Genomic DNA, 22,404 nt, shown 5'->3' on the forward strand with positions numbered 1-22,404 from the left:
CTCCGCGGCCCCATCACTCCGGGACATTCATACCCGTGAGTGATGGGGCTTTCGCGTCATGTGTCCCCGCCGGTCCGGCGGTCCGGGCCAAATGCTGGCCGAGCTACCGAGGCGTAACCACGTCGGCGCAGGTAGCGTCACCGCCGTGGTCGATCTGGAAGCGGCGATCGGGTTCGTCGTGGCACACGGGGACGCGGTGGACCGCGCCCGCATGTCCCGGCTGCGCTCCGGCGCCCCGGTGTCGCCGGAGCTGCTCGACGCGGCGGAGTCCGGCCAGACCCCGGGCGGCGGCTGGCCCGCCGTGCTCGGCGGCGAGGTCGCCTCGGTCGACGCGACCTGCTTCCGCCTGTCCGAGCTGGACGACCTCGGAGCGCTGGGCCGCCCCGCCGCCCGGCACGCACTGGACTGGCTGGCCAGCGGTCAGCTCGCCGACGGCGGCTGGGACGAGCACCGGTCGCTGGCCGGGTTCGCCCCGGAGTGGGCCACCCCCGGCGATCCGGAGGCCCGGTTCTACCTGACCGCCGACGCCGGGTTCTGGCTCACCGTGGCCGGGCTGGACGCCCGCGCCGCCGGCCCGCTCGACCACCGCGTCGGCGGGGCGTACGCCGGGGTGGTGCAGGCGGCGGCGCACACGCTCGCCGCGCAGCTCGCGCCGGACGGCACCTGGCCGTCGTTCCTGCCGGCCGGGTGGCTGGCCGCGGCCGTGCTGCACCGGCAGCAGATGTTCTACGAGTCGGCCCGCATCCAGGCGGTGCTCGCCGACCGGCTGCCGGAGATGTCCCCGGCGGACGTGGCCTGGCTCGCCGCCACACTGCGGCGGGTGGAGGTGGGCGAGGAGCAGTGGCTGCTGGTCTCGGCGCGGCGGCGGCTCGCCGAGACGCAGCGCAGCGACGGCGGCTGGGACAGCGACGACGGCCACCAGTTCGACGTGCACACCACGCTGCGCGCGATCCGGGCCTGCCGCCCGAACGCCCCGGAGGCCTTGCGCACCGGCGCGCAGTTCGTGGTGCCGCGCACCGTCGCGCTGCCCGCTCCGCCGTCTCCGCGCTCCGCCTCCGACCGGCCGTCACCCCGACCCGCGCCGCCGTCCCCGCGCTCCGTCCCCGACCGGCCGTCCACCCGACCCGCGCCCCCCACGCCCGAGGGGTCCTCGGGTGCCGCCCCCGACCCGTCCTCAGGCCTGGGCCCTGACCCGGCAGCCCGCCCCGTCCCCGACCCGGCAGCCTCTGCTGTGTCGACCCTCGACCCCCCTCCCGGCAGCATCCCCGTTCGTGGAGATCTTGGAAGAATCCGGCCCTTCCAGGGGCCATTTGCTACCAAGGTCTTGGACGAGGCGGGGTGAGTAGCGAGTTTCGGCTCGTGTGACTGCCAGCCGGCCCGGGCCGGTGGTGGTGGGTCAGCGGAGGTGGCCGTCGCCGGTGACCACGTACTTCGTGCTGGTCAGCTCCGGCAGGCCCATCGGGCCACGGGCGTGCAGCTTCTGGGTGGAGATGCCGATCTCGGCGCCGAACCCGAACTCGCCGCCGTCGGTGAACCGGGTCGACGCGTTGACCATGACCGCCGCGGCGTCCACCCGGGCCACGAACTCCCGGGCCGCCCGCTGCGAGTCGGTGACGATCGCCTCGGTGTGACCGGTGCCGTACCGCCGGATGTGCGCGACCGCCGCGTCCAGCGAGTCGACCACGGCGACCGAGATGTCGGCGGAGAGGTATTCGGTGGCGAAGTCCTCCTCGGTCGCCGGCACCACGGCGGGGGAGTGCGCGGCCACCTCGGGACCGCCGTGCACGGTCACCCCGGCCTCGGCGAACGCGGCCAGCACGGCCGGCAGGAAGGCGTCCGCCACGTCGCGGTGCACCAGCAGCGACTCGGCGGTGTTGCAGGTGGACAGGCGCTGCGTCTTGGCGTTCAGCGTGATCGCCACCGCCTTGTCGAGGTCGGCGGCGGCGTCCACGTACACGTGGCAGTTGCCCACCCCGGTCTCGATCACCGGCACGGTCGACTCCTCGACGACGGTGCGGATCAGCGACGCGCCGCCGCGTGGGATCAGCACGTCGACCAGGCCTCGCGCCCGCATCAGCTCCTTGACCGAGTCACGCGAGGAGGAGTCGAGCAGTTGCACCGCGTCGGCCGGCAGCCCGGTCGCGGCGACCGCGTCGCGGAGCACCGCGACCAGGGCCGCGTTGGAGTGCGCCGCCGACGACGAGCCGCGCAGCAGCGCCGCGTTGCCGGACTTCAGGCAGATCCCCGCCGCGTCGACGGTCACGTTCGGCCGGCCCTCGTAGACGATGCCGACCACCCCGAACGGCACCCGCACCTGGCGCAGCTCCAGCCCGTTCGGCAGGGTGGAGCCGCGTACCACCTCGCCGACCGGGTCGGGCAGCGCGGCCATCTCGCGCAACGCGTCGGCGATGGCGGCGACCCGCCCCTCGTCGAGGGCGAGCCGGTCCAGCACGGCCGCGCTCAGCCCGGCGTCGCGCCCGGCCGCCAGGTCCGTCGCGTTGCCGGCCAGGATCTCCTGGGTACGCGCCACCAGCGCGTCGGCCATCGCGTGCAGCGCGGCGTCCTTGGCGGTACGGGTGGTCGTGGCGAGATCCTCCGCCGCGTCCCGGGCCCGGCGGGCCTGCTCGACGACACTCATCGTGCGCTTCCCTCCTTACAGCAGGACGAGGTCGTCTCGGTGGACGACCTCACGTTCGTAGGCCGGGCCGAGCGCCGCGGCGAGTTCCGAGGTGGAACGGCCGAGCAGGCCGGGCAGCTCCACCGCGTCGTAGTTGACCAGGCCCCGGGCCACCGGCGCGCCGGCGGTGTCGACCAGGTCCACCGGGTCCCCGGCGGTGAACGCGCCGTCCACCGCGGTGATGCCGGCCGGCAGCAGCGACTTGCGCCGGCCCACCACCGCCTGCACCGCACCCGGGTCGAGGTGCAGTCGGCCGCGCGGCGCGGTGGCGTGCGCCAGCCAGAACAGCCGGGCGGCCGGGCGGCGGGCGCTGGCGTGGAAGAACGTGCCGACCGGGTCGCCGGCCAGCGCCGGGCCGGCCAGCGGCGCGGCGGTGAGCACGACCGGGATGCCGAAGCCGGTGGCGATCCGCGCCGCCTCGACCTTCGTCACCATGCCGCCGGTGCCCACCCCGGCCCGGCCGGCCCCGCCGACGTCCACGCCGGCCAGGTCGCCCTCGCCGTGCACCTCGGTGATCCGGGTGCTGCCGGGGCGGGCCGGGTCGCCGGTCCAGAGCGCGTCCACGTCGGAGAGCAGCACCAGCAGGTCGGCGTCGACCAGCGCGGCCACCAGCGCGGCGAGCCGGTCGTTGTCGCCGAACCGGATCTCCTCGGTGGCCACCGTGTCGTTCTCGTTGACGATCGGCAAGGCCCGCAGGTCGAGCAGCTTGCGCAGGGTCCGGTACGCGTTGCGGTAGTGCGCCCGCCGGGTCACGTCGTCGACGGTGAGCAGCACCTGCCCGACGGTGCGCCCGTGCCGGGCGAACGCGGTCGCGTACCGCCCGATGAGCAGCCCCTGGCCGACGCTGGCGGCGGCCTGCTGGGTGGCCAGGTCACGCGGGCGTCGGGTCAGCCGGAGCGGGGCGAGGCCGGCGGCGATAGCGCCGGAGGAGACCAGCACCACCTCGCGGCCCTGCGCGGTCAGCGCGCCGAGCGTGTCGACGAGCGCGTCGACCCGGGCGTCGTCCAGGCCGCCCGTCGCGGTGGTCAGCGAGGACGAACCGATCTTGACCACGATCCGGCGGGCCGAGGTGACTGCTTCGCGCACCCGCCCATTCTGCGGGTTGCGGTCCGCGCGGCCGTGGCGCGTTCCCATATCGTGGCAGCTCGTGACACCTGACGAGTACGTCGAGGCGGTGCTGGCGCTGGTCGAGCGGATCCCGCCGGGCCGGGCGATGTCCTACGGGGCGGTGGCCGACGCGCTGGCCGAACGGTCGGGGCGGGCGTCGGCCCGGCTGGTCGGCTCGATCATGGCGCGGCACGGCGGCGGGGTGCCGTGGCACCGGGTGGTGAACGCGGCCGGCCGGCTGCCGCCGGGGCACGAGCGGGAGGCCCGGGCCCGGTTGCGCGCCGAGGGGTGCCCGTTACGGGGGGACCGGGTGGACCTGGCGGCGGCCGCGTGGTCGCCGGAGCAGGGGATGTGACCGCGACCATAACGTGAGTAGCATTCGGCTCCATGACTGCTTCGGGCCTGCCCCGCCGGGTGCACCTCGGGTACGCGTCGGGCTCCCTGGTCACCGGCGCGTTCGGGACCGTGCCCGGGCTGCTCCTGCTGCCCTACCTCACCGACACGCTGGGCGTCGCGGCCGGGCTGGCCGCGCTGCTGGTGCTCCTGCCGAAGGCGTGGGACGTGCTGGTCAACCCGGTCGCCGGGCGGATCTCCGACCGGACCCGCTCCCGGTGGGGCGCCCGCCGGCCCTGGCTGCTCGGCGGCGGGCTGGCGTTGGCGGCGCTGTTCGCCTCGATCTTCGCCGCGCCGTTCGCGCGCGGTCCGGCCGCCGCCGCGTACGTGGCGCTGGCGTTCCTGGCCACCGCCACCGCGTTCGCGTTCTTCCAGGTGCCCTACGTGGCGATGCCGGCCGAGCTGACCGCCGACCCGGCGGAGCGTACCCGGATGATGACCTGGCGGATCGCGGTGCTGGCGCTGGCCATCCTGGTCTCCGGCGCGGTGGCCCCGGCGGTCGTGGCGGCCGGCGGCGACGGCGTGCCCGGCCACCGGTGGATGGGCCTGTTCGTCGCGGCGCTGATCGTGCTCGGCACGCTCGGCGTGTTCCTCGGCACCCGGACGGCGCCGGCCGGGACGGTGACCGAGAGCGAGCCGAGCCTACGGGCCCAGCTCGCAGTCGCCGGCCGCAACCGGCCGTTCCGGGTGCTGCTGGTCTGCTTCGTGATCCAGTCCGCCGGGGTGGCCACCGTGCTGGCCGGCGTGAAGTACTTCGCCGACCAGGTGCTGCGCGCGCCGGACAGCGGCCCCACGCTGCTGTTCGCCTGCTTCGTCGCGCCGGCCCTGCTGGTCATGCCGCTGTGGAGCCGGGCCGGCGCCCGGCTGGGCAAGCGCACCTCGCTGGTCGCCGCGTCGCTGCTCTTCGCGGCCGGCGCGCTCGCCCTGGTCGCCGCGCCCGCGCTGCCGGCCGCCGCGGTGTACGCGGTAGTCGCGCTGATCGGCGTCGGATACGCCGGCCAGCAGGTCTTCGCGCTGTCCATGCTGCCCGACTGCATCGCCCACGACACCGCGCGCACCGGCCGCCGGCAGGCCGGCGTGTTCACCGGGCTGTGGACCGCCGGGGAGACGTTCGGCCTGGCCCTGGGCCCGGGCATCTACGGCCTGGTGCTCCAGCTCTCCGGCTACGTCTCCTCGTCGACCGGTTCCGCCGCCGCCCAGCCGGCCGCCGCCCGGCTCGGCGTGCTGCTCGGCTTCACCGTCCTGCCGGCCCTGCTGGTGGCCGCCCCGGTGGTGCTGCTGCGCGGCTATTCGCTCACCTCGGCTCACCCGGCCACCACTGTCACAGCGGCCGCCCGTCACGAGAGGAACGCCCGATGACCGACCCGGCCGGGGCGGGCGCGCTGCCCGCCGAGGGGCTGCCCGCCGCGCGGGTGCTCGACGAGATCCGGGCGCTGCGGGCCGCCGACCGGCCGACGCACGGTGGCCGGCTCTTCGCCTACGTCTACGACCCCGGCGTGGCCGGGCTGGACGAGCTGGCCCACGCCGCGTACGCGGAGAGCGCGCACGTCAACGGCCTCGACCCGACCGCCTTCCCGTCGCTGCTGGCGATGGAGAACGCGCTGGTCGGCGCAGCCGCCCGGCTGCTCGGCGGCGGCCCCGGCACGAGCGCGCCGGACGTCGTCGGCAGCGTCACCGGCGGCGGCACCGAGTCGCTGCTGCTCGCGGTGAAGGCGGCCCGGGACGCCCGGCCCGACCTCGCCGAGCCCCGGATCGTGGTGCCGGCCAGCGGGCACGCCGCGTTCGCCAAGGCCGCCCACTACCTGCGGGTGACGCTGGACCCGGTGCCGGTCGACCCGGTGGCGCTGCGCCCGTCGGTGGACGCGGTGGCCGCCGCGATCCGGCCGGAGACCGTGCTGGTGGTGGCGTCCGCCCCGTCCTACGCGCACGGCGTCGTCGACCCGGTCGCCGGGATCGCCGCCGTCGCGGCGGACGCCGGGGTGCGCTGCCACGTGGACGCCTGCTTCGGCGGCTGGGCGCTGCCCTGGCTGCGCCGCCTCGGTGCGCCGGTGCCGCCGTTCGACTTCGCCGTACCCGCTGTCACCTCGATCTCGGTCGACCTGCACAAGTACGCGTACGCCCCGAAGGGCGTGTCGGTGCTGCTGCACCGCGATCCGGCGTTGCGCGCCCCGCAGTACTTCGCGTACGCGGACTGGCCCGGCTACACGATGGTGAACCCGGTGATCGCCTCGACCCGCTCCGGCGGCCCGATCGCCGCCGCCTACGCCACCCTGCGCCACCTCGGCGAGGACGGCTACCTGCGGCTGGCCGCGTCGACCCGGGACGCGGTCGCCGGGCTCGCCGCCGCGGTGCGGGCGACGGACGGCCTGCGGCTGATGGCCGAACCCGAGTCGACGGTGGTCTGCTTCACCGCCGACGACCCGGAGCTGGACCTGTTCGTGCTTGTCGACGAGCTGACCGCACGTGGCTGGCACACCCAGCCCCAGCTCCGGTACGCCGACCTGCCGGCAAGCGTGCACCTCACGGTGACCGCCGCGGTGACGCCCCGGGTGGCCGAGTTCGCCCCGGCGCTGGCCGACGCGGTGGCCGCGGCCCGGGCCGCCGGCCCGGTGGTGCTGCCGCCGGAGCTGGTGGCGCTGGCCGGCGGTCTCGCCCCGGAGGCGCTCACGCCGGAGCTGGTGGCCGGGCTGGCCGAAGGGCTCGGCCTGGGCGGCGGCACCGGCGTGCCGGACCGGATGGCGGTGGTCAACACGCTGCTCGACGCCGCCCCGGCGGCGGTGCGGGAGCGGCTGCTCGCCGAGTTCGTCGGGCTGCTCCAGCGCCCGGCCTGGTGACGGCGCCCCACCGGTCACTGGAACGTCACCGGGATGCTGGCCCTCGTGGTGGTGCCGGGCACCGCTGCGGCGTCGCCACCCCGTTCCACCGAGACGGCGAGTTTGTGGTCCGCCCCGGTGGTCCGGCGCATGAAGTGCAGACCCACGGTGGCCTGTTCGCCCGGGTCGAGCGGGCCGGGATAGCAGTGGAAGACGCCGGGCCGTTGAGCCGCCGTGGGGCAGCCGTCGAGGAGGGTGTGCTCGTGGATGTCCTCGCCGGGGTCCGGCAGGGTGACCCGGACGTCGGTCAGCCGGGTGGGGCCGAGGTTGGTGTACGTGACGGTCGTGGTGCCGCGTCGCCATCCGTCGGCGTCCGGCGGGCCGTAGACGACCGGGGTGGTGGTGACGGTGAACAACGGCGACACCGGCGTCGGGCCGGACGGCGACGTGGACGCCGGCGGCGACGGCTCGACCGGGAAGGCGGTCGGCCCGCCGGTCTGGGTGAACCCGCCGTCCGTCCAGCGGTAGGTCCGGGTCTGCCGGTGCGACGCGTCCGGCTCCGTGTCGTCGGTCGGGGCCCGGTCGGTGACCTCCACCCGGACCGCGCCGTCCGGTCGCGCGTCGAACGCGACCAACCACTCCGGCCGCCTCGGGTCGGAGCGGAAGACCCGACCGAGCGCCACCGGCGCGCCGGCCGCGTCCCGGTCGAACGCCACCACCTGCTCCGGGTACGGGCCGGCGCCCCGCAGGCAGCGCAGCACCGCCACCGGTTCCGGCACCCCGTCGCCGTCGACGTCGCCGTAGGCGTACGCCGCGTTCGAGAGCACCACGTCGCCGCCGCCGGCCCGGTCCACGAGCCGCACGCCCCGGGTCCGGCACCCGGCGCCGGCCGACCAGGACGGCAGGTCGATGGTGGCCGCGAGCAGTTCCGCCCGTTCGATGCGGCCGGTCGGCGCGCTCGGTGGGGCCGACGGGCCGGCGCTCGGCGACCCGGTCGGGGCGGGTGACGTGGTCGGTGCCGGTGACGTCACCGGAGCCGGCGTGCTCTGGCGGCCCAGCGCGGCCCAGGCGGCCACCGGCGCGGCGACCGCCACCGCGACCACGACGGCCACGGTGGCCACCCGGCGTCGCTGCCGACGTCGCACCGTGCGCCGCACCGCGTCCGGCCCGGCCGGCACGACCGCGTCGAGCGTCAGCGTGCGGTACGCCTCGAACGCGCCGCTCAGGCGCGTCTCCCGGGGCTCAGGCATGATCGGTCACCTCGTTCGTGGTGGTGAGCTGGGCCGCCAGCGCGGCCCGCCCCCGGTGCAGCCAGGACTTGACAGTGCCCTCCGGCACGCCCTCCTGCTCCGCGATCTGGCCGACGCTGAGGTCGGCCAGGTGGTGCAGCACCACGGCACGGCGCTGCGTGGGCGGCAACTGGGCGAGCGCGGCGGTCAGCGCCACCCGGTCCGGCCCGGGACCCGGCACGTGCTCCTCGCGCTGCCGGTGCAGCCAGGACTCCGCCGTCCGCAGCCGCCGCCAGCGGCTGGTGGCCAGGTTCCAGGCGACCCGGCGGACCCAGGCCACCGGGTCGTCGTAGCGGGAGACCCGCGACCAGCGGGCGAACGCCCGGCAGAACGCCTCCTGCACCAGGTCCTGCGCCTGGGACAGGTCGCCGCAGTACGCGGCGAGCTGCACGGTCAGCGACCGGAAGTGCGCGTGGTAGAGCCCGTCGAAGTCGACCGCCTGACGTCGGTCCGGGCCGTCCGTCGTCTCGTCGGGTGGCGGCTCGCCGCGCCGCGCCTCCCTCGTCACCGTCATCCGTTCCTCCCCGTACGGCGCCGCCAACGCGGTCCCCTCCGTCACACGTGCTGACGCCGCCGTCGGTTGCGCCGGATGCGCTCCCGGACGCTGTGGTTGACTGTCGGTTCACAGACAGCGCAGGGGAGGCCCGAGGTGCAGTTGCCGGCCGTGCTCGGCGAGCCGATCCGGTTCGTGCTCAACTGGGGCCGCCGCTACTCGCTCTGGGTGTTCAACTTCGGCCTGGCCTGCTGCGCCATCGAGTTCATCGCCACCAGCATGGGCCGGCACGACTTCATGCGGCTCGGTGTGATCCCGTTCGCCCACGGCCCCCGGCAGGCCGACCTCATGGTGGTCAGCGGCACGGTCACCGACAAGATGGCCCCGGCGGTCAAGCGGCTCTACGACCAGATGCCCGAACCGAAGTACGTGATCTCGTTCGGCGCCTGCTCCAACTGCGGCGGCCCGTACTGGGACTCCTACTCGGTGACCAAGGGCGTCGACCAGCTCATCCCGGTCGACGTCTACGTGCCCGGCTGCCCGCCGCGCCCGGAGGCGCTGCTGCACGGCATCCTCCGCCTCCAGGAGAAGATCGCCGCCGAGCAGTCCGGCCCGGGTGGGGTTTCCCGGCCGGACCCGCTCGCCTCCCCGGCGGACGTGGTCCCCCGGCCGGTGGAGGCGCTGACCGCGCCGCCGGTGCGTCCGCCGGCCGACTGATCCCGCCGGTGGCGGGGCGGCGCTAGCCTGCGGACCATGACCGACTCCCCGGAGAAGCGTTCCGCCTTCATCGTCGACGTGCTGACCGAGGAGTTCGGCGCGTCCATGGCGATCGACCCGGCGGCGTTCCGCCGGAAGTTCCGCAAGATGGCCGCCTCACCGTTCGCGTTCTACCGGGGCAGCGCCTCGCTCTTCTACGCCGACCAGCGCGGCGAATTCACCAGCGACAGGTACCTCGACGACCGGACCAGCCGGGTGTGGATCCACGGCGACCTGCACGCCGAGAACTTCGGCACCTACATGAACGCCTCCGGCCGGCTGGTGTTCAACGTCAACGACTTCGACGAGGCGTACGTCGGTCCGTTCACCTGGGACCTGAAGCGCCTCGCCGCCAGCGTCGCCCTGCTCGGCTACGCCAAGGCGCTCTCCGACCTGGTGATCGGCGACCTGGTGACCGGCTTCGCGCGCTCCTACCTGGCCGAGCTGCGGGCGATCGCGGCCGGTGGGGACGACGCGATCGGCTCGATCACGCTGGAGAACGCCGACGGCGTGCTGCGCCGGGTGCTCCAGCAGGCGCGGCTGAGCACCCGGGTGGACCTGCTCGCCGCGCAGACCACTGTCGACAACTACGAGCGCCGGTTCTCCCTCGGCGACGGCGTGCACGAGATCGACGCGGCGACCCGCGAGCAGGTCTGCGCCGCGTTCGCCGACTACCTCGACACGCTGCCCGAGTCGACCACCCGGCACCGCCCGGTGGCCGCCGGCATCAAGGACGTGGTGCTGCGCAAGGGCGTCGGCATCGGCTCGGCCGGGCTGCCGTCCTACAACCTCCTGCTGGAGGGGCACACCGAGGCGCTGGAGAACGACGTCGTCATCTACATGAAGCAGGCGCAGGTGCCGGCGGTGGCGCGGCACATCGACGACGAGCGGGTCCGGTCGTACTTCCGGCACCAGGGGCACCGCACCGCCGAGTCGCAGCGGGCGTTGCAGGCGCACGCCGACCCGTGGCTGGGCTTCACCGAGCTGGACGGCGTCGGCCAGCTCGTCGCCGAGGTCTCCCCGTACGCGGCGGACCTGGACTGGGCGGACGTGAACGAGCCCGAGGAGCTGGCCGGGGTGCTCACCGACCTGGGCCGGGCGGTGGCCCGGATGCACTCGGTGGCCGACGACGAGTCCAGCCACGACCTGGTCGACTACTCGACCGAGGAGTCGATCGTCGCGGCCGTGGACGCCGACGCCGAGGGCTTCACCGGCTACCTGGTGGACTTCGCCCACCGGTACGGGATCCGGGCCCGGGAGGACCACCAGCTCTTCGTGGACCTGTTCCGCAACGGCCGGCTGCCCGGCATCTGAGCCGGCGCCCGGCTCACTGCGCGAAGTCCAGGACCACCTTGATGTCGTCGCCGGTCGACGTGTACGCCTCCCGGTAGGCGGAGACCGGCACCCGGCGGGTGATCAGCGCGTTCAGCCACGCCTGGTCGGCCCGGGCGAGCGCCTCGCCGGCCAGTTCCCAGTGCCGCCGGCCGGCGTTGACCGAGCCGAACACCACGTTGTTCTCCAGCACCAGCTCCCGGTTGAGCGCGCCCGCGTCGAAGTCGATGCTCCGGCCGCCGCTGGACACGCCGGTGAGGCAGACGATGCCGTTCGGGGCGGCCTTGCACATCGCGTCCAGCACCACCGGTGGCGCGCCGGTGCACTCGACCACCACGTCCGGTTCGAGGTCCAGGTCGGCCACGGTCGAGGTGTGGTAGGTCGCGCCGAGCGCGCGGACCAGGTCCGGCTTCGGGCCGGTGGTGTTGCGGTCCAGCACGTGCACGGACAGCTCGCGCTGGCTGGCCAGCAGCGCGGCCAGCAGGCCGATCGGCCCGGCACCGGTGATCAGCGCGGTCTTCGGCTTCCACTCGGCCCGGCGGCCGATCCGCTCGATGTGGTCCCAGGCCTTCGCCACCACGCTTGTCGGCTCCAGCAGCATGCCCACCGACGCGAGCGCCGGGTCCAGGCCGACGGCGAACTTGGGTTGCAGCCGCCAACGGTCCCGGGCGAAGCCGTTCAACCCCTTGATGCCGTGCTCGGTGTACTGCCCGTTGCGGCACATGTCCCACTCGTCCACCGCGCAGTTGGCGCAGGGCACCGGATCGGGGCGGCGGACCACGCCGGCCACCAGGTCGCCGGGGTGCAACGTGCCGGTCGGGTCCTCCAGCACCCGGCCCAGTGACTCGTGGCCGAGCACCAGCCGCTCCTGGCCCGGCGGCGCCTCGCCGTACTCCCCGGAGATGATCTCCTGGTCGGTGCCGCACACGCCCACCGCGAGCGCCTCGACCAGGATCGCGCCCTCCTCGGGCGCCGGCTCGGGCCAGTCCTCGGTGAGGCGTAGCGAGTCGGGGACACCGGGGGTCACAGTCACAGCGCGCACGAGCCTCATCTTTCCCCGCCGGCCGCCCACCCGCCCGGCAAAGCGACGATCCGGGCCCGGACGGCCCGACCCGGGCGGAAGCCGTCGGCCATAGGATCAGCGCATGACTCCGGAAGAGGTCGGCCGGCGGGTGGTCGAGCTGCTCGCGCCCGTGGAGGCCACCGCGTCGGTCTCCGGCGGTCAGGGGCACGCCCGCGCCACCGTCGACGTACCGCCGGCGAGCTGGGCGGACGCGGTGCGCGCGGCACGCGACGACGCCGAGTTGGGGTGCGACTTCCTCGACTGGCTGTCGGCGGTGGACGAGCTGGCCGACGGCTTCGACGTGGTCGCGCACCTCTGGTCGGTCCGGCACCGGCACGGGTTGCTGCTGCGCACCCGGGTGCCCCGGGGCGCGCCTGTCGTCGCGTCCGTGGTCGACGTCTTCCCGGGCGCCGCGTGGCACGAGCGGGAGACGCACGAGATGTTCGGCATCGACTTCGCCGGCCACGGCGAGCTGCGACCGCTGCTGCTGCCGCCGGAGTTCGAGGGCCATCCGCTGCGCAAGGAGTTCGTGCTGGCGTCCCGGGTGGCGAAGCCGTGGCCGGGCGCGAAGGAGCCGGGCGAGTCGGAGGCGGGCGGCGGGCGCCGGCCGATCCGTCCGCCGGGCGTGCCCGCGCCGGGGGAGTGGGGGACGACGCCCACGCCGGCCGGCGCGGTCGGCGTCGGCGAGGGCCCGCGCGGGGGTACGCCGGCCCGCCCGGCCCGCGAGCGCCCGGCGCGTCCGGGTCCGGGTGAACGCCCCGCGCGTCCGGCGTCCGGCGAGCGCCCGGCGCGTCCGGGTCCGGGTGAACGCCCCGCGCGTCCGGCGTCCGGCGAGCGCCCGGCGCGTCCGGGTCCCGATGATCGTCCGGTCCCGGGCGCGTCCCGGCCGACCGGTCCGGCCCGCCGGGAGCCCGCCCCGCCGCCGGCGGAACCCGGCCCGCTCGGGCGTCCGGTGCCCGGGGAGCGGCCGACCGGCCCCGCGCGGCAGGAGCCGGCGGCCGACCCGGTGCGGCAGGAGTCGGCAGGCGACCGGGCCGCGGACCCGGCCCGGCCGGAGCCGGCGGGCGACCGGCCCGCGGACCCGGCCCGGCCGGAGCCCGGTGCCGCGCCCGAGGCGGGGGAGGACTGATGCCGGACTGGTTGGAGCTGGTCCTGCGGGTGGCCGGCGTGCTGGTCGCGTTCCTCACCCTGCCGCTGATCGTGGGCCAGGCCGAGCACAAGGTGATGGCCCACATGCAGGGCCGGCTGGGCCCGATGTACGCGGGCGGCTTCCACGGCTGGGCGCAGCTCGTGGCCGACGGCGTCAAGTTCGTGCAGAAGGAGGACGTCACCCCGCGCGACGCGGACCGGCAGGTGTTCCGGCTGGCCCCGGCGGTGGCGTTGGTGCCCTATCTGCTGGTGCTGCTGGTCATCCCGCTCGGGCCGGGTGACCTGGTCGCCCAGCCGCTGGACATCGGCTTGTTCTTCGTGCTCGCCGTGGTGGGCGTCGGGGTGCTGGCGGTGCTCATGTCCGCCTGGGCGTCGGCCAACAAGTACAGCCTGCTCGGCGGGCTGCGCGGCGCGGCCCAGCTGCTCGGCTACGAGCTGCCACTCGTGCTGGCCGCCGCCTCGGTGGCGATGGCGGCGGGCACGCTCAGCCTGAGCGGCATCGTCGAGGCGTGGCGGCCCTGGTGGCTGCTCTGGCAGGCGCCGGCCATGGTGATCTTCTTCGTGGCCGGGCTGGCCGAGATCCGCCGCCCACCGTTCGACATGCCGATCGCCGACTCCGAGCTGGTCTTCGGCTACATGACCGAGTACACCGGCCTGCGCTTCGCGTTCTTCCTGCTCGCCGAGTACGTCGGCATCGTGGTGATCGCGGCGCTGACCACTGTGCTCTTCCTGGGTGGCTGGCAGGGGCCGTTCGCCGACGCCCAGCTCGGCTGGCTGTGGACGCTGCTCAAGGTCTTCGCCGTGGCATTCGTGATCATCTGGCTCCGGGTGAGCTATCCCCGGTTGCGCGAGGACCAGCTCCAGCGCCTCTGCTGGCTGGTCCTGGTCCCCCTGGCCCTGGCCCAGCTGGTCCTCACCGTCGCGGTCCGCCTCGCCCTCTAGGTCCGGCTCGGCCGCACCGCACCGCGCCGCCGGTCACCGTGCGTGACCCCAGCGAAGAAACAGTCGCCCTTGAGCGGTATACCTGAGAGGCATTTTTATGCCTCTCAGGTATACCGCTCTGAGCACTTCTATTCCCCCGGGCGCGACACGCCCGAGCAGCGGCGTCGCGACCCAACCGACGAGTGGGGTGCGTCAGGGCAGCGGGGTATGGGCGGGGTCGACCCGCTCGTCGAGGGCGGGGGGCGGGGGCGGAGTGCCGTCGCCGAAGGGGCGGCCGCCCAACTCCTCCCGGTTGTGCGGGGTGAGCCAGTTCGACAGGTCGGGGCCGAGCGGCACGATGCCGGTCGGGTTGATGTCCCGGTGGACCTCGTAGTAGTGCCGCTTGATGTGGTCGAAGTCGATCGTGTCGCCGAAGCCCGGCGTCTGGAACAGGTCCCGGGCATACGCCCAGAGCACCGGCATCTCGCTGAGCTTCTGCCGATTGCACTTGAAGTGCCCGTGGTAGACCGGGTCGAAGCGGACGAGCGTGGTGAACAGCCGCACGTCCGCCTCGGTGATCGTGTCGCCGACCAGGTAACGCTGCCCGGCCAGCCGTTCGCTCAGCCAGTCCAGCCGGTCGAAGAGCCGGTGGTACGCCTTGTCGTACGCCTCCTGGCTGCCGGCGAAGCCGCACCGGTAGACACCGTTGTTGACGTCGGCGAAGACCACCGCGTTGACCTCGTCGATCTCGCCGCGCAGCCGCTCCGGGTAGAGGTCCGGCGCGCCCGGCCGGTGGTGCGCGGTCCACTCGGCCGACAGGTCCAGGCTCATCTGCGCGTAGTCGTTGGTGACCACCTGGCCGGTGGGCACGTCGACCAGCGCCGGCACGGTGATGCCCCGCTCGTAGCCGGGGAAGCGGGCGAAGTAGGCGTCGGCCAGTCGCTCGATGCCCAGCACCGGGTCCTTGCCGCCCGGGTCCAGGTCGAACGTCCAGCTCCGCTTGTCGTGGGTGGGCCCGGCCACCGCCTGCGAGATGGCGCCCTCCAGCCCGAGCAGCCGGCGTACGATGATCAGCCGGTTCGCCCAGGGGCAGGCCCGGCTGACCGCCAGCCGGTAGCGGCCCGGCTCCACCGGCCAGCCGTCCCGCGCGTCCGCGGTGATCCGGGTGGCGATGTAGCGCTGGTCCCGGGTGAACTCGCCACCGGGTTCCACGTACTTGCCGCCGGTCCGGTCCAGGACCTCGTCGTCGCTGCCGCCCACGCCCACCTCCCGAGTTGGTTCCGTTCCCATCATGGTCGCTCCGGCCGGTCCCGGCAGGGCGAGCGGCGCAGAGGACGGCATAGGCTGCCGGGCGTGACCGATGTGGAGGCGGCGGCCCGACGCTTCGTCGCCGACGTGTGGAACGCCGGCCGCGAGGAGAGCGCTTACGAGCTGGTGGCCCCGGAGTGCCCCGGGCTGGGCGGCGTCGGGCCGGAGGCGGTGCTGGCCTGGCACCGGGACCGGCGGGCGTCGTTCCCCGACCTGCGCTACAAGATCGTCGAGGTGGTGGCCGGCGGCGGGCGGGTGGCGGTGCGCTGGCGGGCCGCCGGCACCCAGGCCGGGCAGTTCGGGCCGGTGCCGCCGACCGGGCGGGTGGTCAGCTATTCCGGGGCGTCGTTCCTGCGCTTCGACGAGGCGGGCCGGATCGTGGACGTGTGGAGCGTCAACGAGCTGTTCCAGGTGCTCCAGCAGCTCGGTGTGCAGATGCTGCCCCCGTTCACACCCGGCGAGGCGTGATCTCCCCGCGCTCACGACAGCGCCGCCAAGAGTCGGGTGGTGGTCGCGCGCGCCGGGGCCACAGGGCAGGATGGGCGGCATGAGCGAGCACGGTGGAGTGCCCGGCGGCGGGCTGGTGAAGGGCCTCGCGGTCACGTTGAAGACGATGACCCGCCGCTCGACCACCCAGCAGTACCCGGACGTCGCACCCGAGCTGCCGCCCCGTTCCCGTGGCGTGATCGCGCTGCTGGAGGAGAACTGCACGGTCTGCATGCTGTGCGCCCGCGAGTGCCCGGACTGGTGCATCTACATCGACTCGCACAAGGAGGAGGTGGCGGTGCCCGGCGCCGCCCGCCCCCGCCAGCGCAACGTGCTCGACAAGTTCGACATCGACTTCTCACTCTGCATGTACTGCGGCATCTGCATCGAGGTCTGCCCGTTCGACGCGCTCTACTGGTCGCCCGAGTTCGAGTACGCCGAGTACGACATCAAGGACCTGCTGCACGACAAGGACCACCTGGGCGAGTGGATGGGCACCGTGCCGCCCCCGCCGGCGCACGACCCGCTCGGCGACCCCTCGAAGGAGGAGACCACCGCCGCCCGCAAGGCCGCGGCGCCCGCCGCCCGTCCGGCCCCGACCCGGGTACGCTCCGACGCCGCCGAGGAGCCGGGCGGAGGCGCGGCCTCATGACCGGTGCGGACGTGCTGCTGCTCGCGCTCGGCGCGGTGGCGGTGGGGTCGGGCGCGCTGGTGGTGGCCACCCGCCACCTGGTCCGGGCCGGCCTGTGGCTGGTGGTGTGCCTGGGCGCGCTGGCCGGCGACTACCTGGTGCTCACCGCCGAGCTGGTGGCCTGGGTGCAGGTGCTGATCTACGTGGGCGCGGTGGTGGTGCTGCTGCTGTTCGCGGTGATGCTGACCCGGGCCCCGATCGGCCCGTCGGACGACCTGGACCGGCCCGGCTGGGCGGCCGCGCTGGTCGGCGCCGGCAGCGGTCTGGGCCTGGCCGCGCTGCTCGTCGACGCGTTCCGCTGGTCCCGGGTGGACCTGCCCGCCGCGGGCACCGCCGAGCGTCTCGGCGAGCAGGTGTTCCGCTCCTGGGTGCTGCCGTTCGAGGTGCTCTCGGTGCTGCTGCTCGCCGCGCTGGTCGGCGCGATCGTGCTCTCCCGCCCCGACATCGGCCGCCCGGCCGAGACCGCCGCCGACGAGAACCCGGCCGGCGACGGCCCGGACCGGCCGGAACCGGCCGCGGTGGCCGCCGACGAGGGCGGGCGCCGGTGAGGCCGGTCATCCCGTACGTCACCGCCGCGCTGCTGTTCGGCCTCGGCGTCTACGGCGTGCTGCGCCGGCGCAACGCGGTGCTGGTGCTGATGGCGGTGGAGCTGATGCTCAACGCGGTCAACCTGATCCTGGTCACCGCGGACACCACGGTCCGGGCCGCGCTGCCGCACTCGGGCCAGGTGTTCGCGCTGTTCGTGATCGTGTTGGCCGCCGCCGAGATCGGGGTGGGGCTGGCCATCGTGCTCCAGCTCTACCGGCTGCGGGCCAGCGTCACTGTCGACGACGTCCCGCTCACCGAGCACGAGCCGACCGCGACCGGCGAGCCCGCGTCGCCCGCCCCGGAAGGCGCGACCCGATGAGCACGGCAACGGTCTGGCTCGCGGCGGTGCTGCCGGGCGCGCCGCTGGTCGCCGGCCTGCTCGGGCTGCTGCTGCCGCCCGCGTCGCACGGGGACCGCGCGCCGGCCCGGCGGCTGGCGGTCGGGCTGGGCGTGACCGGCGCTGCGGTGGCGCTGCTGGCCGCGCTGGCGTTGCTGCTGCGCGTCGACGCGCCGGTGGAGGCGGCCACCACCTGGGTCGAGCTGGGTGGGCTCCGGGTCACGCTGGGCCTGCGGCTGGACGGCGTGGCCGTGCTGGTGGCCACCGCGGTCACCGTGGTGGCGCTGGCCGTGCAGGTCTACTCGACCGGCTACCTGCGTCGCGGCCCGCACGACGACGTGGACGTCGACCACCGCTACCCGCCGTACGCGGCGCAGCTCAGCCTCTTCACCGCCGCCATGCTGACCGTGGTGGTGTCCGGTGACCTGATCATGCTGCTGGTCGGCTGGGAGGTGATGGGCATCTGCTCGTACCTGCTCATCGCCCACGACCGGCGGCTGCCGGAGGCGCCCGGCGCCGCGGTGAAGGCGTTCCTGGTCACCCGCGTGGGTGACGTCGGTTTCCTGCTCGGCATCGCGTTGCTCGGGGTGGGCGCGGGCAGTTTCCGGATCGCCGACGTGCTGGCCCACGACTGGTCCACCGGCACGCTGACCGCCGCCTGCCTGCTGCTGCTGGCCGGGGTGGCGGGCAAGAGCGCCCAGTTCCCGCTGCACACCTGGCTGCCGGACGCGATGGCCGGCCCGACGCCGGTCTCCGCGCTGATCCACGCCGCGACCATGGTGGCCGCCGGCGTCTACGCGGTGGCCCGGCTGTTCCCGCTCTTCGCGCAGGCCCCGGCGGCGCTCGCGGTGCTCGGCGTGCTGGCCGCGATCACCATCCTGCTGGGCGCGTTCGCGGCCACCGCGCAGGACGACATCAAGCGGGTGCTGGCCTGGTCGACGGTGTCCCAGATCGGCTACATGACCGGCGCGCTCGCGGTCGGCGCGCCCGCCGCCGCGCTGTTCCACCTGCTCACCCACGCCGCGTTCAAGGCGTTGCTGTTCCTCGCCGCCGGCGCGGTGATCCACGCGGTGGGCACCACGCTGATGTCCCGGATGGGCGGCCTGCGCGCCGGCATGCCTGTCACGTTCTGGTGCATGGTGGTCGGCCTCGGCGCGCTGGCCGGGGTGCCGCCGCTGTCCGGGTTCTGGAGCAAGGACGGCGTGCTCGCCGCCGCCGAGGCCGCCGCGCTGGACGGCGCCGGCCCGACCGCGGGCTGGGTGGGCTGGCTGGTCTGGCTGGCCGGGCTGCTCGGCGTCGCGGTCACCGCCTGGTACGCGACCCGGCTGCTGCTGCGCACGTTCTTCGGCACGGCCCGCTCGCCGCTGGTCCGCCCGCACGACCCGCCGGCGTCGCTGCGCTGGCCGGTGCTGCTGCTCGCGGTCCCGGCCGCGCTGCTCGGGCTGGCCGCGTTCGCGCCCTGGTTCGCCGACCGCCTGCGGGTGCCGGGCGACGACACCGGCGAGGCGGTCGAGCTGGTCCACCTGGCGCCGAACCTGATCCTGCCGTTCCTGCTGCTGGTGGTCGGCGCGGGCGTGGCCTGGGCCGGCTGGCGCCGGGATCCGGCCGCCGACCCGGCCCGCTTCCTGGGTCCGTTGCGGCCGGTGTTCGCCCGGGCGTTCCGGCTCGACGACGTCCAGCACGCTCTCGTCGTACGCCCGACCGGCGCGCTGGCGCGGGCCGTGCGGGCCGGCGACGAGCTGGGGGTGGACGGCCTGGTCGAGGGCGCCGGTCGGGCGGCGGTGGAGTTGGGCGACGGGCTGGCCGCGGCGCACCGGGCGGCGTTGCCGCGGGCGGCGGCCGGGGTGCTCGCCGGCGCGTTGCTGATCGGCCTGGCGGTCGCCCTGATCGGAGTCGGCTCATGACGTTCGGGCAGGTCCTGTTGGTCGCGGTGGTCGCGGTGCCGGCGCTGGGCGCGGTCGCGACGGCCGCCGTCCCGGGTGACCGGGCCGGCCGGCTGGTCGGCACCGCCGCCGCCGCGTTGACGCTGCTGGCGACGCTCCCGCTGGTCGGTGGCGAGCACGGCTGGTTCGGGTACGGTCCGCGGCCGGCGGTGCAGCCGTGGCACCAGCTCGACCTGACCTGGGTGCCGGGGCTGGACCTGCGCTTCCACCTCGGGGTGGACGGCATCTCCTGGCCGCTCGTGGTGCTGACCGCGCTGCTCACGCTGCTGTGCTGCGGCTACACGCTCTGGCGGGTGCCGGCCGGTGGCGGCAGCGGCCGGGCGCTGGTGGCGTTGCTGCTGGTGGTCGAGGTGGGCATCCTGGGCACGTTCCTGGCGCTCGACCTGGTGCTGTTCTTCCTCTTCTTCGAGGTCGTCCTGCTGCCGATGTACGCGATCATCGCGGGCTGGGGCGGCGACGACCGGCGGCGGGCGGCCCGCAAGTTCGCGCTCTACACGCTGTTCGGCTCGGTGCTGCTGCTGGTCGGCGTCTACGTGGTGGTGGCCGCCGCGGGCACCGCCGACCTGGTCACGTTGACCGGCGGCGCCGGCCTGTCCCGCGACACCCAGCTCGCCGCGTTCACGCTGCTGGCGCTGGCGTTCGCGGTGAAGAGCCCGCTCTGGCCGCTGCACTCGTGGCTGCCCGACGCGCACACCCAGGCGCCCACCGTGGGCAGCGTGATCCTCGCCGGGGTGCTGCTCAAGATGGGCACGTACGGGCTCATCCGGGTGGCCGTGGGGGTGGCGCCGGAGGGCGCCCGCTGGGCGTCGCCGGTGCTCGGCGCGCTCGCCGTGGCGGCGATCCTGATCGGTGGCCTGGTCTGCCTGGCGCAGACCGAGCTGAAGCGGCTGATCGCCTACTCCAGCGTCGGGCACATGGGGTTCGTGTTGCTCGGGGTGGCCACGCTCACCGCCACCGGCCTCCAGGCGGCGCTGATCGGCAACATCGCCCACGGGGTGATCACCGGTCTGCTGTTCTTCCTGGCCGGGGCGATCAAGGACCGCACGCACACCGGCTCGCTGGCGGAGCTGTCCGGGTTGCGGGAGACCGCGCCCCGGCTGGCCGGGCTGCTCGGCTTCGCGGCGGTGGCCTCGCTGGGGCTGCCCGGCCTGGCCGGGTTCTGGGGTGAGGCGTTCGCGGTGGTGGCGGCCGTGCGGCGGGGCGGCCCGCTGTGGTTGACGCTGGCCGTGCTGGCGGCGCTGGGCGGCGCGCTGACCGCCGCGTACCTCCTGCGGTTGTTGCGCCGGGTCAGCCACGGCCGGCCCAGCGCGGCGGTGGCGCCGCTCGGGCCGGGGCTGGCGGGGGCGGAGCTGACCGCCTGGGCGCCGCTGGTGGTGCTCGCGCTCGCGGTCGGCCTGGCGCCGGCGTTGGTCCTGTCCTACGCCTCCGGCCCGGTGGAGGCCCTGCTGGGGGTCGTGCCATGAGTCTGGTGCAGGCTGTCGACAACGTGGCGCTGCTGCCTGGTTACCTGGCGGCCGGCACGGCGGTGCTGGTGCTCCTGGTCGACCTGCTGGTGGCCCGCCGGGCGGTGACGGTGGCCGTGGCGGCGCTCGGCGCTGCCGGCACCGCGGCTGGCGCGGCACTGGTCGGGGCGGCCGGTGAGCGGCGCACGTTCTGCGTGGGCGCGGACTGCTCCTGGGTGTGGGGCGGCCGGGCCGCGCTGGTGGCGGTGGTGATCGCGCTGCTCACGGTCGGCGTGCTGGCGATCTCCGGGCCGCTGCTGCGGGCCGGGCGCACCCCGGCCGGCGAATACTGCTTCCTGCTGGCCTGCGCGATGACCGGCGGTGTGGTGCTCGGCGCGGCCGGCGACCTGATCACCCTGCTGGTGGCGTTGGAGACGCTGACGCTGCCGCTCTACGTGCTGGTCGGGCTGCGCCGGGCCAGCCTGGCCGGGGCCGAGGCGGCGGTGACGTTCTTCGTGGTCAGCGTGGTCGCCACCTCGGTGACGCTGCTCGGCGCGGCGCTGCTCTACGCGGTGACCGGCAGCCTGCACCTGGACCGGTTGGGCGGCACCCTGGCCGCCCGGGACGACCTGCGCGACCTGCCGCTCACCACGGTCGCGGTGGCGCTGGTGGTGGCCGGGCTGGCGTTCAAGGTCGCCGCGGTGCCGTTCCACGCGTGGGCGCCGGCCACCTACGACGGCGCGCCGCTGCCGGTGGCCGCCTACCTGTCCACCGCGTCGAAGCTGGGCGGTGTGGTGGCGTTGCTGGCGGTGGTGCAGCGGGCGCTGCCGGCCGGCGTGACCGGTCCGGTGCTGGCAGCGCTGGCGGCGCTGACCATGACCGTGGGCAACCTGGTGGCACTGCGCCAGCGGCGTACCGTCCGGTTGCTGGCCTGGTCGTCGGTGGCCCAGGCGGGTTACATCCTGGCCCCGCTGGGCGCGTTGGCGCTGGCGGCGGGGCGCACCGCCGACGCGCGCGTCGGGGCGTACGCGGCGGCCGTCGCGTACGCCGTGTTCTTCGTGCTGCTGGAGTTGGCCGCGTTCGCCGCGGTGGTGGCGTTGCGGCCGGCGGACGGCGACGGCGGCACGCTGGCCGACCTGCGCGGCGCGGCGCGGCGGCACCCGTGGGTGGGTGGCGCGTTCGCGTTGGCGCTGATCGGGTTGGCCGGGCTGCCGCCGGGGCTGGCCGGGCTGTTCGCGAAGGTGACGGTGGTGCGGTCGCTGCTGGCCGGGCACGCCGGCTGGCTGGCCCTGGTGGTGGCGTTGAACGCGGTGCTCGGCCTGGCCTACTACCTGCGGGTGGCCGCGACGCTCTACGCGCCGTCCGGCGGGGTCGCGGTGACCCGGCCGGCCCGCACGGTGGCGATCGCGCTCGGGGTGGCCACCGCAGCGGCCGTGGTGATCGGTTTCGCACCGCAGCTGGTGCTGGACGTGGCGGCGCGCTGACCGGTTCGTGCCCGGCTGGGCGGGTGGTTCAGCGGGCGCACAGGAATCCCCAGCCAACTTTCAGCCATGAGCCGGATGGTTGACGGGTACCGGTGTGTTGAACCGGTCAGCGGGACACCCGCACGGGCCCGC

At 75.0% G+C, this 22,404-nt stretch carries 19 protein-coding genes and 2 pseudogenes; 15 read left to right on the forward strand and 6 right to left on the reverse strand.

Annotated elements, in window-relative coordinates:
* Positions 1-91 precede the first annotated feature (91 nt).
* A pseudogene (locus O7598_RS02620) lies at positions 92-964 on the forward strand (hypothetical protein); the annotation flags it as partial.
* A 432-nt stretch (positions 965-1,396) separates the two neighbouring features.
* Here the strand turns inward: O7598_RS02620 and O7598_RS02625 are convergent.
* Both O7598_RS02625 and proB read right to left on the reverse strand, forming a co-directional pair.
* Entirely contained in the window at positions 1,397-2,638 is a 1,242-nt protein-coding gene (locus tag O7598_RS02625) for a glutamate-5-semialdehyde dehydrogenase (RefSeq protein ID WP_269689863.1), read from the reverse strand.
* A gap of 15 nt (positions 2,639-2,653) precedes the next feature.
* On the reverse strand, positions 2,654-3,811 hold the full coding sequence (gene proB / locus O7598_RS02630) for a glutamate 5-kinase (RefSeq protein WP_442929787.1): 1,158 nt from the start codon (positions 3,809-3,811) through the stop codon (positions 2,654-2,656).
* A gap of 13 nt (positions 3,812-3,824) precedes the next feature.
* On the opposite strand from proB, the gene O7598_RS02635 reads away from it, so the two are divergent.
* The 3 genes from O7598_RS02635 to O7598_RS02645 are packed head-to-tail and all read left to right on the forward strand — an operon-like array spanning position 3,825 to position 7,011.
* On the forward strand, positions 3,825-4,139 hold the full coding sequence (locus tag O7598_RS02635; RefSeq protein ID WP_091065638.1) for an MGMT family protein: 315 nt from the start codon (positions 3,825-3,827) through the stop codon (positions 4,137-4,139).
* Between the two features lie 32 nt (positions 4,140-4,171).
* Positions 4,172-5,536 (forward strand): MFS transporter, encoded by a 1,365-nt coding sequence (locus O7598_RS02640; protein ID WP_332367360.1) that lies wholly within the window; start codon positions 4,172-4,174, stop codon positions 5,534-5,536.
* Positions 5,533-7,011 carry a pyridoxal phosphate-dependent decarboxylase family protein gene (locus tag O7598_RS02645; RefSeq protein WP_269689865.1) on the forward strand — a complete coding sequence of 493 codons (1,479 nt, stop codon included), beginning with the start codon at positions 5,533-5,535 and terminating at the stop codon, positions 7,009-7,011. Before O7598_RS02640 ends, O7598_RS02645 begins: the two co-directional genes overlap by 4 nt.
* A gap of 14 nt (positions 7,012-7,025) precedes the next feature.
* Here the strand turns inward: O7598_RS02645 and O7598_RS02650 are convergent, their stop codons facing one another.
* Both O7598_RS02650 and O7598_RS02655 read right to left on the reverse strand, forming a co-directional pair.
* A complete protein-coding gene (locus O7598_RS02650) occupies positions 7,026-8,240 on the reverse strand; it encodes a hypothetical protein (RefSeq protein ID WP_269689866.1) in 1,215 nt (404 codons plus the stop codon).
* Positions 8,233-8,793 (reverse strand): SigE family RNA polymerase sigma factor, encoded by a 561-nt coding sequence (locus O7598_RS02655; RefSeq protein WP_269689867.1) that lies wholly within the window; start codon positions 8,791-8,793, stop codon positions 8,233-8,235. The genes O7598_RS02650 and O7598_RS02655 overlap by 8 nt, the downstream gene beginning before the upstream one ends.
* 135 nt (positions 8,794-8,928) lie before the next feature.
* Between O7598_RS02655 and O7598_RS02660 the strand changes: the two genes are divergently transcribed.
* Positions 8,929-9,489 (forward strand): NADH-quinone oxidoreductase subunit B, encoded by a 561-nt coding sequence (locus O7598_RS02660; protein ID WP_269689868.1) that lies wholly within the window; start codon positions 8,929-8,931, stop codon positions 9,487-9,489.
* 36 nt (positions 9,490-9,525) lie between these two features.
* The gene (locus O7598_RS02665) at positions 9,526-10,842 is read left to right on the forward strand and encodes a DUF2252 domain-containing protein (protein WP_269689869.1); all 1,317 of its coding nucleotides are present in this window, start codon (positions 9,526-9,528) and stop codon (positions 10,840-10,842) included.
* Between the two features lie 13 nt (positions 10,843-10,855).
* On the opposite strand, the gene O7598_RS02670 is transcribed toward O7598_RS02665, so the two are convergent.
* Entirely contained in the window at positions 10,856-11,902 is a 1,047-nt protein-coding gene (locus O7598_RS02670; protein WP_269689870.1) for a glucose 1-dehydrogenase, read from the reverse strand.
* A 103-nt stretch (positions 11,903-12,005) separates the two neighbouring features.
* Here O7598_RS02670 and O7598_RS02675 point away from each other — a divergent pair.
* Both O7598_RS02675 and O7598_RS02680 read left to right on the forward strand, forming a co-directional pair.
* A pseudogene (locus O7598_RS02675) lies at positions 12,006-12,584 on the forward strand (NADH-quinone oxidoreductase subunit C); the annotation flags it as partial.
* A 467-nt stretch (positions 12,585-13,051) separates the two neighbouring features.
* Entirely contained in the window at positions 13,052-14,014 is a 963-nt protein-coding gene (locus O7598_RS02680; protein ID WP_269689871.1) for a complex I subunit 1/NuoH family protein, read from the forward strand.
* 192 nt (positions 14,015-14,206) lie between these two features.
* On the opposite strand, the gene O7598_RS02685 is transcribed toward O7598_RS02680, so the two are convergent.
* Positions 14,207-15,253 carry a glutathione S-transferase family protein gene (locus O7598_RS02685; protein WP_442929788.1) on the reverse strand — a complete coding sequence of 349 codons (1,047 nt, stop codon included), beginning with the start codon at positions 15,251-15,253 and terminating at the stop codon, positions 14,207-14,209.
* Between the two features lie 93 nt (positions 15,254-15,346).
* Here O7598_RS02685 and O7598_RS02690 point away from each other — a divergent pair, with 93 nt between their 5' ends.
* From O7598_RS02690 to O7598_RS02720, 7 genes are all read left to right on the forward strand, one after another.
* Entirely contained in the window at positions 15,347-15,769 is a 423-nt protein-coding gene (locus O7598_RS02690) for an ester cyclase (RefSeq protein ID WP_269689873.1), read from the forward strand.
* 79 nt (positions 15,770-15,848) lie between these two features.
* Complete coding sequence (locus tag O7598_RS02695; protein ID WP_269689874.1) at positions 15,849-16,439, forward strand: NuoI/complex I 23 kDa subunit family protein; 591 nt, start codon at positions 15,849-15,851, stop codon at positions 16,437-16,439.
* Positions 16,436-17,026: an NADH-quinone oxidoreductase subunit J family protein gene (locus O7598_RS02700; protein WP_269689875.1), complete on the forward strand. Its 591-nt coding sequence runs from the start codon at positions 16,436-16,438 to the stop codon at positions 17,024-17,026. The genes O7598_RS02695 and O7598_RS02700 overlap by 4 nt, the downstream gene beginning before the upstream one ends.
* Positions 17,023-17,385, forward strand: coding sequence for an NADH-quinone oxidoreductase subunit NuoK (gene nuoK, locus O7598_RS02705; protein WP_269689876.1), 363 nt, complete (start codon positions 17,023-17,025; stop codon positions 17,383-17,385). Before O7598_RS02700 ends, nuoK begins: the two co-directional genes overlap by 4 nt.
* Positions 17,382-19,307: an NADH-quinone oxidoreductase subunit 5 family protein gene (locus tag O7598_RS02710; protein ID WP_269689877.1), complete on the forward strand. Its 1,926-nt coding sequence runs from the start codon at positions 17,382-17,384 to the stop codon at positions 19,305-19,307. The genes nuoK and O7598_RS02710 overlap by 4 nt, the downstream gene beginning before the upstream one ends.
* The gene (locus O7598_RS02715; RefSeq protein ID WP_269689878.1) at positions 19,304-20,809 is read left to right on the forward strand and encodes a complex I subunit 4 family protein; all 1,506 of its coding nucleotides are present in this window, start codon (positions 19,304-19,306) and stop codon (positions 20,807-20,809) included. The genes O7598_RS02710 and O7598_RS02715 overlap by 4 nt, the downstream gene beginning before the upstream one ends.
* The gene (locus O7598_RS02720) at positions 20,806-22,272 is read left to right on the forward strand and encodes an NADH-quinone oxidoreductase subunit N (protein WP_269689879.1); all 1,467 of its coding nucleotides are present in this window, start codon (positions 20,806-20,808) and stop codon (positions 22,270-22,272) included. The genes O7598_RS02715 and O7598_RS02720 overlap by 4 nt, the downstream gene beginning before the upstream one ends.
* Positions 22,273-22,404: the final 132 nt, after the last annotated feature.

It is taken from the genome of Micromonospora sp. WMMC241 (assembly GCF_027460165.1).
In the GTDB taxonomy this organism is placed as follows: Bacteria; Actinomycetota; Actinomycetes; order Mycobacteriales; family Micromonosporaceae; genus Micromonospora; species Micromonospora humi.

Excerpts from the sequence above, each read along its gene's own strand:
- O7598_RS02710 (WP_269689877.1), top strand. The coding sequence starts at position 17,382 with ATGAGCACGGCAACGGTCTGGCTCGCGGCGGTGCTGCCGGGCGCGCCG.
- O7598_RS02715 (WP_269689878.1), top strand. The coding sequence starts at position 19,304 with ATGACGTTCGGGCAGGTCCTGTTGGTCGCGGTGGTCGCGGTGCCGGCG.
- O7598_RS02655 (WP_269689867.1), bottom strand. The coding sequence starts at position 8,793 with ATGACGGTGACGAGGGAGGCGCGGCGCGGCGAGCCGCCACCCGACGAG.
- O7598_RS02680 (WP_269689871.1), top strand. The coding sequence starts at position 13,052 with ATGCCGGACTGGTTGGAGCTGGTCCTGCGGGTGGCCGGCGTGCTGGTC.
- O7598_RS02665 (WP_269689869.1), top strand. The coding sequence starts at position 9,526 with ATGACCGACTCCCCGGAGAAGCGTTCCGCCTTCATCGTCGACGTGCTG.
- O7598_RS02700 (WP_269689875.1), top strand. The coding sequence starts at position 16,436 with ATGACCGGTGCGGACGTGCTGCTGCTCGCGCTCGGCGCGGTGGCGGTG.
- O7598_RS02640 (WP_332367360.1), top strand. The coding sequence starts at position 4,172 with ATGACTGCTTCGGGCCTGCCCCGCCGGGTGCACCTCGGGTACGCGTCG.
- O7598_RS02645 (WP_269689865.1), top strand. The coding sequence starts at position 5,533 with ATGACCGACCCGGCCGGGGCGGGCGCGCTGCCCGCCGAGGGGCTGCCC.
- proB (WP_442929787.1), bottom strand. The coding sequence starts at position 3,811 with ATGGGAACGCGCCACGGCCGCGCGGACCGCAACCCGCAGAATGGGCGG.
- O7598_RS02625 (WP_269689863.1), bottom strand. The coding sequence starts at position 2,638 with ATGAGTGTCGTCGAGCAGGCCCGCCGGGCCCGGGACGCGGCGGAGGAT.
- O7598_RS02650 (WP_269689866.1), bottom strand. The coding sequence starts at position 8,240 with ATGCCTGAGCCCCGGGAGACGCGCCTGAGCGGCGCGTTCGAGGCGTAC.
- O7598_RS02695 (WP_269689874.1), top strand. The coding sequence starts at position 15,849 with ATGAGCGAGCACGGTGGAGTGCCCGGCGGCGGGCTGGTGAAGGGCCTC.
- O7598_RS02720 (WP_269689879.1), top strand. The coding sequence starts at position 20,806 with ATGAGTCTGGTGCAGGCTGTCGACAACGTGGCGCTGCTGCCTGGTTAC.